The following is an 11,845-nucleotide window of genomic DNA, read 5'->3' on the forward strand; positions in this document are numbered from 1 at the left end:
AAATGAATTTGAATATTTTCCCTCTCAACCATTAAGTAGCCATTATAGTCTACAGTACCTAATTCTTTAAATCCCAACTTATTGATATAAAAATCTTTTGTTTTGGCTTTATCTCGCATGGGTAGCTTTGGGTGGATATCTGTTAACATGTCTTTTTAATAAATGTAGTAATCTGGTGTTGATTTTTCTTTTTCAGAAACGGACAAGAATAGCTTATTAACGCTGTAAAGCAGGAATTTGTTTTATAGCATTTGGCATTTTCATTATGGAATAATAGTTTTGGGCACTATATAATGAGAGACTATAGTTCGAGATATTAGCCCGGCGCATTCCGAATAGATAAATCGGTTTTAAATCCGTTTCATGTATGTTTCGAAATGCGCTAACATCTAAAAATAGCTGTTTACAAATATTTCCAGAATAAGCTAAACTAGGTATCCTAAAACCTCGCAATGTGTTTTTATTTACCCTTAAGCTTTTTCATGAAAGCACCAAAAGCGGGTAATAGCTCTTCAAATAATGGATTACTGCGGTTTTTTAACATTACTTCGCTAAACAATTTCAATCCAATGGCAAATTCGGCAGATTGGTTTTTGTTGCCAAAGATATTTCTGTCCTGTTGCATTTGAACAATTTTAAAAATATCGTCATGGTTGTCGAACTTTAATTCAATAGGATCCATATTCATTGATTCTCCCTTATTATTTTCGAGATACTCTAATCTTAATCTGTATTGATGTGCTTTCTTTTCCATAAAGTTATTGTTTAACATTTGTTGTTAATGCATATTAGACATATCTACTTTTTGTTTTTTACCTTGTTTAATCATCAGTACAAAAGGAACACAGATTAAAAATAAGAGCCCTAAATACAAAAAAACGTCCATATAAGACAACACAGTGGCTTGTTTGGTAACAGCGCCGTCCAGTAGTTGATAGGCTTTGGAAAGTGCTTCGTTTGGACTAAAACCTTTACCTATAAAATTGGCCTGCATTTGGGCTATCCTTTGTTGTACTTCAAATTTGGTAGGATCCAGATTGCCTATTAAATCTACTCTGTGATGCTGACTATCTCTGGAGATAAAAGTAGTAATCAATGCAATACCAAAAGAACCACCCAACTGTCTGCTCATTCCGGTAAAAGAAGCCCCTTCTCCAATTGCTTTACCAGAAAGAGTAGATAAAGACAAGGTCATAACCGGTACAAAGAGTAGCCCCAATCCAATCCCTCTTATAATTAGGGGTAAAAACATGTGTTCGGCACCCGTATCATTGGTAATCAATCCGTACATAAAGAAAGAATAGCCAAAGAAAATACACAGACCTAGGGCAACCATATATTTTTGAGGAACGCCCTTCTGTATCATCTTTCCTATAAAGGGCATCATCAGCCCCGTCATAATAGAACTTGGAATTAATAACATACCAGCGTCAGTAGCCGTCCAACCTAGAATTGATTGTGTATAGATAGGAATAATGAAAGTAGAACCAAACAAACCGAATCCTAATATAAAACTCATAACAGTACCAACTTGCAGGTTTTTGTCTTTAAGTACCCGCAAATTCACAATTGGATTAGCATAAGTGAGTTCCCGCCAGATGAAGAAGAACAGACCGAAGAACGACATAATGCTCAAGATTAATATCGTTCTGTCTTCAAACCAATCGTCCTGTTGCCCGTGTTCCAGCACAAATTGCAGAGAACCGATAAACATAATCAGGAAAATCATTCCCCACCAATCTACTTCTCTGGCAGATTGTTTTTTTCCGTAGCTTGGACTTTTTACCAGGGAAAGTGTCATCAAAACAGCTATAATACCTAAAGGAACATTGATGTAGAAAATATAAGGCCACGAGAAATTATCTACAATATAACCGCCTAGAGGAGGGCCTAATGTAGGTCCTACAATAACTCCCATACCATAAATAGCCTGTGCCATACTTCGTTTTTCAGGAGGATAACTCTCTGTCAGTATTGTTTGGGCAGTAACCAATAAAGCTCCACCACCCATGCCTTGTATGAAGCGAAAAGCCACCAGTTCCCAAATATTGGTAGCATTACCACATAGGAATGAGGATACGGTAAAAATAATAATAGAGGCAGCAAAATAATTGCGTCTGCCAAATTGCTGCGATAACCAACTGGTCATGGGAATAACAATTACGTTGGCAATAGCATAAGCTGTAATCACCCATGCAACATCTGTTAAAGTTGCCCCTAACGAACCTTTCATGTCATTAAGAGCCACATTAACAATGGTGGTATCTACAATTTCAAGTAAAGCGCATAAAATACAGGTAATGGTAATTAATACCCTTTTAAACCCATATTCAACCAAACTATCTTTATCTGTTAAAGTTTCCATAGTTATTTTGTGTGCACATCAACATCCACATTCATTCCCGGGCGAAGCATAGCTATAATTTCAGGTTTGTTATGTTCTGTGAAAGTGATTTTTACCGGTAGGCGTTGCACTGTTTTAACAAAGTTACCTGTAGCATTGTCCGGAGGAAGTAATGCGAATTTAGAACCTGTAGCAGGAGAGAAGGACTCTACCTGACCTTCAATTACATCATCCGGATATGCATCTACCTTAATTTCTACCAATTGACCTGCTCTGATTTTATTTAGCTGAGTTTCCTTAAAATTGGCGACTACCCAGGTTTCTGTATTATTAATGATGTAGAACATAGACTGGCCTGCATTAACCAATTGTCCTGGTTGTAGTTTGATATTTGAAACCTGACCATCCACAGCAGCGACAACTGTTGCATAAGACAGATTAAGTTCTGCAGCCTTCAAGGTAGCTTTTGCTCTTTCAATATTAGCATGAGCTACTTCAGTTTGTTTGCTTGCTACATCGGTTTTGCTTACCACTGCATTTTTTTGAGAGCTGCTGGCTCTGCGTTGTTGTTTCAGTACTTCTACCTGTTTTTCTGCCTCTAACTTCGACGTTAAAGCCTGTTCGTATTGTTGTTTAGTAATAGAGTGGTTTTTGTACAGGTTGGCATAACGATTAAAATCGTTAGTAGCCTGTTGTAACCTGATTTCTGCTGCTTCTATAGTTCCCGTATTAGATTGGATAGTTGCGTCTGAAATGGCTACATTAGCAGAGGCCGCATTTACATCTGCTTTAGCTACTTCATAAGCGCTTTCGGCAGCTAGCAGAGCTGCTTTTGCTTCCTCTACTTTAACCAGATAATCTACCGGCTGGATGGTAAATAAAGTATCGCCTTTTTTTACCATCTGGTTGTCGTGAACATATACACGATCTATGTATCCACCTACACGAGGGATAATAGGATTTAAATTACGTTCTATCTGCGCATCGTCTGTAGTTTCATACGTTTGGCTATGCAGGTATTTATATATTCCAAAGCCACCACCTAAAATAATTATGGTAGCCAGGATAAACACAAATTTGGTGTTCTTTGGTTTATGTGTTTGTGCGGTATTTTCCATGATTTTTTATGTCTATTGTATGTTTAATTGACCGTTTGCTAATAATAAATTGTAATAAGTTTCTACCAGATCTGCCTCGCCCATAGCCAGACTTATTTTACTTTGTAGTTGCTGTACGTCGGCAGTTAGCAAATCATCAGTATCTGCAACACCATTTTCGTATTTGTCTTTTACAATCCGATAGTTCTCGTTAGCTTGATCCAGTGCCTGATGGTGAAGCTTATTTTTCTCCTGAGCCAGTGCAACTTCTTGCTGTGCCTCTTGTATCTGATTTTTAATGTTGTCTTCTGTAACGGCCAGATTTCTTTCTACCTCCACAAGGTTTTGCTTCGCTACGTTCACCTTTTTTTTGTTTTTGTATAGCGAACCCAGATCATAAGATAAACCAACTCCGGCATTAAGCGCATTGGTAACCGTAACCACGCTGGGTACATGTATAGCGGCATAGCCAGCAGTAGCAAACAAGGTAGGCTTATAAGCAGATTTGGTGACTTTTATTTGATCTTCCGCCACTTCTTTTTGAGCTTCCAAAGCTTTAATTTCGTATCTGTCTTTTAAATTTCCATCAGATATATTACTAATTAATAGTTCTTTAGTGAGTTTTATTTCATCTAATTCTGTATTACTGTTTAAGCCAAGTAAAGTGTTGAGCTGGTAATTTAATACCTTTACATTTTTAGCTGCTTCCTGATAAGAAACTTTGTAGTCAGAAAGTTGTAATTCTGCTTTTAATAAATCATTTCGGGCAATCAGGCCATTCTCTTCCATAGCCTTAAAGTCCTTTACCTGCTGTTCAGATTTTTTAATGTTTTCGGCTATTAAAGATGTCGTTTGCTGGGCTTTATATAAGGCAAGATACAGATGCAAAGCCTGAACTGATAGATTTTGTTTAGATGCTACGCTGTTTAATTCGGCAGCTTTCCAGGTATCTTCTGCCGTTTTTACGCTGTTTCTGATTTTCCCGCCTGCATATATGGGCATATTAACAGAAAGCTGGCCAAGCATTAATTGGTTTGGAGCTATTTCTGAGCCACTTCCACTATTATCAGAAGATGATTCTTTGGCTTTGAAATCTATGTTAGGAGTGTTTAGTGCGAGATAGGTGCCTGATAATTTTGTTTCCGGTAGGTAGTTGTCTTTGGCAGCTTCGTATTGTAGGTGTTTTGTTTGTACACTGGCATCTAAAGCTTTAGCTTGATTAGACTGTGTAAATGCCAAATGGAGCACTTCTTCTATATCTAAATGTTTTCTTTCCTGTGCATGTATAGAAAAAGAACTCATTATGATAGAGGATGCAATTGTCCAATGCTTAATTTTCATGAGTTAATATTGCTTTGAGTGTAAATTTTAAATGTTTGGTAAGTGCTTCTCTCAAAAATTGATTGAAGTCTTGTTTTGGATCCAGGTGTAGTAAATCTTCAAAAATAGATTGGTTCATTCGCAGATTCATAAAAGTGCCAATCATTGTAGTGTGTAGTAAAATAGGATCGTAATATTTGAATACCTTTTGCTGGCAGCCATACTCTACAACCTCCTTTATACAATTGATATTATATAATCTTAATTCTTTAAATTTCTGAGAATTAACTACTCTTTTCTTAACTGATGCTTCCGTAGCAAGAATCTGATAGATATGCTGATTTGTTATCTTCTTTTCAACATAATGTTCTATCATTCTGTCTAATCTTTTTAGTGCATCAGTTTCAAAATCGTATTGGCTGGGGTCTATTCTATGCTCATTAGCTCTGTATTGTACCAATGTTTCTAAAAGCTTCTCTTTAGAGCCAAAATAATAGTTAATCATGGCAACATTAATTGAAGCTTTTTGTGCTATATCTCTTACAGAGGTACCATCAAAGCCATTTTTAGCGAATAAATCTTCAGCTACCAATAAAATTTCTTTTTGTTTATCGTTGATATCCATCTTTTTAGAAGTGCGCAAATTTAAACAATCGTTTAAACTAAACAAGTGTTTAATTAAACATTTGTTTAGTTGCTGTGTGAGAGTTTACATTAGGTTGATAATTGAGGTTATTTACATTTAGGCTATTTTTCAAAGGGAAGGACGTTCAAATAAATATAACACAAAGCAAAAAAGCGATTCTATTCAGAATCGCTTTTCACAATATGTTTAAAGTAATTTAACTATTTAGCGTAAAATTCGCCTCTGGCTGCGGCAAGGGTGTTTCTTAATAGAGAGACAATAGTCATTAAGCCAACACCACCCGGGACAGGGGTAATATAAGAAGCTTTATGCGCTACGTTTTCGAAATCAACGTCACCATAAAGTTTGTATCCTGATTTTGTAGTGGCAGAAGTTTCGCGGTTCATGCCTACATCTATTACTACAGCACCATCTTTTACCATATCTGCGGTAATGAAATTCTTTTTGCCTATTGCGGCAATTAGTATATCAGCATTTTTAGTGTATTCGCCCAAATTAGCTGTTCTGCTGTGGGTTAAAGTAACTGTACAATTGCCCGGATTAGCATTTCTGGCCATTAGTACACTCATTGGACTTCCCACAATATTGCTTCTGCCCACAACCACGCAGTTTTTACCAGCCGTTTCAATACCATAGTACTCTAACATCAATAATATACCATAAGGTGTAGCAGGTAAAAAACAAGGCAGATTGCGCTGCATTCTTCCTAAATTGATTGGATGGAATCCGTCTACATCTTTACGGTAATCTATAGCCTCTGTAATGACGTCGGGATTGATATGTTTTGGAAGCGGTAACTGCACAATGAATCCATCTACTTCGGCGTCTTTGTTCAGCTCTTCAATTTTATTTAGTAACTCAGCTTCCGTAACTGTTACGTCATATCTTACTAAAGAAGATTTGAAACCTACTTTTTCGCAGTTTCTCATTTTGCTTGCAACATAGGTTTCACTACCACCGTCGTTACCTACCAAAATAGCAACCAAATGTGGTTTCCTGCCCGTTTTCTCCAACATTTCAGCTGCATCTACAGCTATCTGCTTTTTAAGCTCTTCAGAAACTAATTTTCCGTCTAGTAATTTCATATTATTAGTATCAAGTACTTAGTATCAAGTATCTGGTGTGTGGGTATCGGACTAATAGCCTTGATACTTTATACTGGATACCTGATACCTAAAAATCTAATCCAATTTCAATACCGCCATAAACGCCGACTGTGGAATTTCTACGTTTCCAACCTGGCGCATACGTTTTTTACCTTTTTTCTGTTTTTCCAATAACTTACGTTTACGGGAAATATCACCACCATAACATTTTGCGGTAACGTCTTTTCTTAATGCTCTTACATTCTCGCGAGCGATAATTTTAGCTCCTATAGATGCCTGGATAGCAATTTCGAACTGTTGTCTCGGAATTAACTCACGAAGTTTCTCACAAATCTTCTTGCCAAACTCGTAAGAGTTACTTCTATGAATTAATGAAGAAAGTGCGTCTACCTGCTCGCCATTTAACATGATATCTAATTTAACCAGGTCAGATTGTTTGTAACCAATCTGGTGGTAATCGAAAGATGCATAGCCTTTGGAGATGGTTTTTAGCTTGTCGTAAAAATCAAATACGATTTCGCCCATAGGCATTTCGAAAACCAATTCTACACGGTCTGAAGTTAAATAGTGCTGATTGACAATAACTCCTCTTTTTTGAATACAAAGGGACATTACAGGGCCAACATAATCCGATTTGGTAATGATATTGGCTTTAATGAAAGGCTCTTCTACAAAATCCATTTTAGACGGATCGGGTAATTCAGAAGGGTTATTTACTATAATCTCATCGCCTTTGGTAGTGTACGCTTTGTAAGAAACGTTAGGTACGGTCGTGATAACCGTCATATCGAATTCTCTTTCTAAACGTTCCTGAATAATTTCCATGTGTAGCATTCCAAGGAATCCACAACGGAAACCAAATCCCAGAGCAGCGGAAGACTCAGGCTCGAAAACGATAGAAGCATCATTAAGCTGCAGTTTATGCATTGCTTCCCTCAATTCTTCGAAATCTTCTGTATCGACAGGGTAGATGCCGGCAAATACCATTGGCTTAACCTCTTCGAAACCCTGGATAGCATCTGAGCAAGGTCGGGCTGTATGCGTAATCGTATCACCTACTTTAACCTCTCTTGCTTCTTTAATACCAGAAATAATATAGCCTACGTCACCGGTTTTAACTACATCTCTTGGCGAAGGTTGCAGTTTCAATACGCCAACTTCATCGGCATAATATTCTTTAGCTGTGGCTACGAATTTTACTTTATCATTTTTACGGATTTCACCGTTAACAACTTTAAAATAGGCAATGATACCACGGAAAGGATTGAATACTGAATCGAAAATTAAAGCTTGAAGCGGTGCCTGCGGATCTCCAACCGGAGCAGCAACACGTTCTATGATAGCACTTAAAATATCGTAAACTCCCATTCCTGTTTTTCCGGACGCAGGAATAATTTCGTCTCTGTCACAGCCAATCAAATCAATTATCTGGTCTTTAACTTCTTCTGGCATAGCACCCGGAAGATCCATCTTGTTAAGGATAGGAATAATGGTTAAATCATGTTCTAACGCCAGATATAAATTAGATATAGTTTGTGCTTGAATCCCCTGAGAAGCATCTACAATTAATAAAGCGCCTTCGCAGGCAGCAATAGATCGCGAAACTTCGTAAGAGAAATCTACGTGTCCAGGTGTATCAATCAGGTTAAGCACATAGTCCTCACCATTATATTTATAATTCATCTGAATGGCATGACTTTTAATAGTGATACCACGTTCGCGTTCCAAATCCATATCATCCAACAATTGCTCCTGAGCTTCGCGTTGGGTAATGGTGTTAGTATATTCCAATAAACGATCGGCAAGTGTACTCTTACCATGATCGATGTGTGCAATAATGCAGAAGTTACGTATATGCTTCATGTGATTTGCAAAGATAGATTTTTTAGTAAAAAATTAATTGCGATTTTACAACTGTATTTTAAAAAATAATGTGGTCCGAAAAATTTAGAAACGAAGTAGAAGAAATTGTTAAGGTTTCTGAAGGTAATGATTTTAAAATCAAGTATTTTGAGTCTATTAGAGGAGGCGATATTAGCAGTGCTTTCCGCCTTGCTGGTACTACTTCTAATTACTTTATTAAAATAAATGAAGCCAGGCGGTACCCGGACATGTTCGAAAAGGAAGCTTTAGGACTCCGACTTATACATTCTGCTCAGGCTGTAAAGACTCCTCAGGTAATTGCGTTTGGAGAGAGTGATGGCAGTACCTTCCTGATTTTAGAATGGATAGATCTGGAGCAATTTACCATTTCGGCCATGCATGACCTGGGAATTCGTCTCGCTAAAATGCATCTTTACAGACATGAAGATTTCGGCTTTTATACATCTAACTATATGGGAAGTTTACATCAGGATAATACGCCAGATAAAGACTGGCTGAATTTCTTTATTCAGCGCAGGCTAAATCCGCAAATTAAACTGGCACTTTCTTCAGCTTTGCTGCAAACATCGGATGTCTCTAATTTTGAAAAAGTCTACACTTTTTTAAATACGATTTACGAGCCTGAAAAACCTTCTCTTGTACACGGTGATTTATGGAATGGTAATGCGGTTACAGATAAATTGCAGGAACCTATCTTAATTGATCCGGCAGCATATTATGCGCACCGTGAAATCGATATTGCTATGACTAGGCTATTCGGTGGCTTTGGCGATGGTTTTTATAAAGCTTATCAAGAAACTTTCCCTTTAAAACGTGGTTGGCAGGAGCGTTGTGATATCTGGAATTTATATCCTTTGCTAATTCATCTTAATTTATTTGGTGGATCTTATCTGCACCAGATTCGGGCGGTATTCAAAAGATATCTGTAGGATTTACAGGTTGCAGTTTCTGAATTTTTTAAGGAATAGAGAACCTAATAATGAATTTTAATAATGGAAGTTATAACAATTTGTCTTTTAAAAGATTAATTACATCGTCAACTCCTTCGGTAGCTCTTTTTGTAATATAATTTACCTTAGCTCTGGAGTTATTGGCCGTAGGACTGTTAAGATCCAGGATAAAGATCTCTGCATATTGGGGTAAATATTGTGTAAGACCAGCGGCAGGATAAACCTGCATAGAGGTGCCTATAATGACACAGACATCGGCTCGCCTGAAATAGGGAAGAGCATTTTCAATTTCGGAAACAGCTTCTCCAAACCATACAATATCGGGTCGCCAGTAGCCACCATCAGGAGCTTTCTCTCCAAAAGTCATATTATCGTAAACCTCAGCTTTAATAGCTCGGTTTTTGTCACTGCATTTAGAAAATAGACTTCCATGTAATTTAATAATATTGGTGCTTCCTGCCTGTTCATGCAGATGATCGACATTTTGTGTTATAATTTGAACGTTAAAATCTTTTTCGAGTTCTTTAAGTGCCAAATGGGCATAATTAGGGTTTGCAGCTAGCGCCTGTTGCCTCCTCTGATTGTAAAAATTAAGTACTGTCTCCGGATTCTTTAACCACGCTTCAGGAGTAGCGACATCTTCTATACGGTGGTTCTCCCATAAACCATTTTGTTCTCTGAATGTTGCAATTCCACTTTCGGCACTTATTCCCGAACCGGTTAATATCACTATATTTTTCATCCCTTAATCAGTTTACTACAGCGCTTAAAGATCAAAAAAATTATAGATTCTATGGTTGTTTATTTTCAATTGAAATTTGTGTAGTAATTGTACTTTTTCTTTGTAATAATGGCAGTCGTAATATAAATACTAAATAATTGAACGAAATATGTACTTTTGCGCTGTTGAAGGTTTCCGTTAGTAGCCTGGCTTTTATCGGAATTAATAGGGAATATGGTGTAAATCCGTAACTGTCCCGCAGCTGTAAGCTCTTTAAACTGTTTTCTAATCTTTGGCCACTGTCCTTACGAAGTTTGGATGGGAAGGCAGAAAACAGGAGAGTAAGTCAGAAGACCTGCCTTTTAACATACAGATTCTTAGCCTTCGGGGATTGGGGCTATGATAGGTACTGATATTTTATTTTTTATTTTTTGTTTTCTGTTTTCTGTTTGCGAGAGGGATGTGTGCTAAGTAAAGCTTAAAAGGAGCGTTTATGAAATGGCTTTTTGGGCATTGCGGCAAAGACGAAATGAAAAGTACCTGTTAAAAACTACTAACATTAATATAATTTATACATGAGAACAAACACTTTTAAAGCCTTATTGACAATACTAAGTTTAAGTGCTATCTTTTTTAGCTCTTGTAAAAAAGATAAAACAGAACCGCAATTTCTCGGTGAAATTACAGATACAAAAGGAATTTATATATTAAATGAAGGTAATATGGGAGGAGGCAATAGTACTATTACTTACTACGACATTACCACGGGCAATACTATAACAGATTATTATAAACAGGTTAATGGAACTAATTTAGGCGAATCAGCAAATGATCTGAAGCAATATGGCAGCAAGATGTATTGTGTAGTGAGTGGGAAACAAAGTGAAAAGTCTTCTTTTGTTGATGTAATAGATATTGCCACAGGAAAATCGTTAAAACGTATTCCCTTTAATGGAGAGACTGGAGGTTATATGCCACGTTATATCACTTTTTACAAAAATAAGGCTTATGTTTCCAGATATGATGGTGTAGTTAGTCGTATAGATACCACCAGTTTAACTGTTGATGGAAATCTGCAACTGAAAAACGGAGACATTAATGCAGAGGCATTGGAAGGGCTGGCGGTTGCAAACGGGAAGCTTTATGTAGCGGGATCATCACATTATCTTTACGAAAACAGTTTAGAAGATAAAGTGGTAGTGGTAGATCTAACTACATTTACAGAGACCAAAAGAATATCTGTAAGCGATAATCCTGCTAAAATTGTTGCTGCTGAAAATGGTGATTTATTAGTTACTTCTTTAGGTATATATTTAGAAAGTGAGCCTGCGCTGACTAAAATAAGCAGCACAACAGATGCGGTAGCTGAGACTTATGAGTATAGCGTGGGGGCATTAGCGATGTATAAAAACAATGCTTATATAGCGAAGGACTGGGCTATGGTTTTTCCTTTTGATATCACTACAGGTACGTTAGGGGCTTCTTTTGTAACTAATGTAAATGTATCTATTGTTAGCCCGTATGGCATTACTGTTAATGGGTTCGATGAGTCTGTTGTCATTGCAGATGCTATAAGCTACAGCTCTACCGAAGGTAAAGTTTATGTGTTTGATAAGGATGGTAAAGTTAAGTACAACTTTAAGTCGGCGCAAGGCCCGCAAAGCGCTGTTTTTAATTACACATACAGGTAAGCTTCACCATCCAATATAATATTTATTAACCAGGAGGCTGTATCAAAGATCCCGTTATACCAACAGCCAGTCTGTTAGGCCATACA

The 11,845-nt window shown here is 37.2% G+C and carries 10 protein-coding genes and 1 riboswitch; of the genes, 2 read left to right on the forward strand and 8 right to left on the reverse strand.

Going from position 1 to position 11,845, the window contains the following annotated elements; all coding sequences use genetic code 11:
• Nucleotides 1-460: 460 nt before the first annotated feature.
• The 7 genes from ABWO41_RS09625 to lepA form a co-directional block, all read right to left on the reverse strand.
• On the reverse strand, nt 461-754 hold the full coding sequence (locus ABWO41_RS09625; RefSeq protein WP_353137066.1) for a DUF3861 domain-containing protein: 294 nt from the start codon (nt 752-754) through the stop codon (nt 461-463).
• Between the two features lie 24 nt (nt 755-778).
• On the reverse strand, nt 779-2,365 hold the full coding sequence (locus tag ABWO41_RS09630; RefSeq protein WP_353137069.1) for a DHA2 family efflux MFS transporter permease subunit: 1,587 nt from the start codon (nt 2,363-2,365) through the stop codon (nt 779-781).
• A 2-nt stretch (nt 2,366-2,367) separates the two neighbouring features.
• A complete protein-coding gene (locus tag ABWO41_RS09635; protein ID WP_353137072.1) occupies nt 2,368-3,462 on the reverse strand; it encodes an HlyD family secretion protein in 1,095 nt (364 codons plus the stop codon).
• A gap of 12 nt (nt 3,463-3,474) precedes the next feature.
• Nucleotides 3,475-4,782 carry a TolC family protein gene (locus ABWO41_RS09640; RefSeq protein ID WP_353137075.1) on the reverse strand — a complete coding sequence of 436 codons (1,308 nt, stop codon included), beginning with the start codon at nt 4,780-4,782 and terminating at the stop codon, nt 3,475-3,477.
• Nucleotides 4,772-5,386 carry a TetR/AcrR family transcriptional regulator gene (locus ABWO41_RS09645; RefSeq protein WP_353137078.1) on the reverse strand — a complete coding sequence of 205 codons (615 nt, stop codon included), beginning with the start codon at nt 5,384-5,386 and terminating at the stop codon, nt 4,772-4,774. Before ABWO41_RS09645 ends, ABWO41_RS09640 begins: the two co-directional genes overlap by 11 nt.
• Nucleotides 5,387-5,607: 221 nt before the next feature.
• Nucleotides 5,608-6,492 (reverse strand): bifunctional 5,10-methylenetetrahydrofolate dehydrogenase/5,10-methenyltetrahydrofolate cyclohydrolase, encoded by an 885-nt coding sequence (locus tag ABWO41_RS09650; RefSeq protein ID WP_353137081.1) that lies wholly within the window; start codon nt 6,490-6,492, stop codon nt 5,608-5,610.
• Nucleotides 6,493-6,588: 96 nt separating this feature from the next.
• Entirely contained in the window at nt 6,589-8,376 is a 1,788-nt protein-coding gene (gene lepA, locus ABWO41_RS09655; RefSeq protein WP_353137084.1) for a translation elongation factor 4, read from the reverse strand.
• A 68-nt stretch (nt 8,377-8,444) separates the two neighbouring features.
• Here lepA and ABWO41_RS09660 point away from each other — a divergent pair, with 68 nt between their 5' ends.
• On the forward strand, nt 8,445-9,326 hold the full coding sequence (locus ABWO41_RS09660; RefSeq protein ID WP_353137087.1) for a fructosamine kinase family protein: 882 nt from the start codon (nt 8,445-8,447) through the stop codon (nt 9,324-9,326).
• Between the two features lie 70 nt (nt 9,327-9,396).
• Here ABWO41_RS09660 and ABWO41_RS09665 read toward each other — a convergent pair whose 3' ends face one another.
• Nucleotides 9,397-10,089, reverse strand: coding sequence for an SIR2 family NAD-dependent protein deacylase (locus ABWO41_RS09665; protein ID WP_353137090.1), 693 nt, complete (start codon nt 10,087-10,089; stop codon nt 9,397-9,399).
• A gap of 151 nt (nt 10,090-10,240) precedes the next feature.
• A riboswitch (cobalamin riboswitch) is annotated at nt 10,241-10,445 on the forward strand.
• Between the two features lie 198 nt (nt 10,446-10,643).
• On the opposite strand from ABWO41_RS09665, the gene ABWO41_RS09670 reads away from it, so the two are divergent.
• Complete coding sequence (locus ABWO41_RS09670) at nt 10,644-11,759, forward strand: YncE family protein (protein WP_353137093.1); 1,116 nt, start codon at nt 10,644-10,646, stop codon at nt 11,757-11,759.
• Nucleotides 11,760-11,845 lie beyond the last annotated feature (86 nt).

It is taken from the genome of Pseudopedobacter sp. (assembly GCF_040392825.1).
Taxonomy (GTDB): Bacteria; Bacteroidota; Bacteroidia; order Sphingobacteriales; family Sphingobacteriaceae; genus Pseudopedobacter.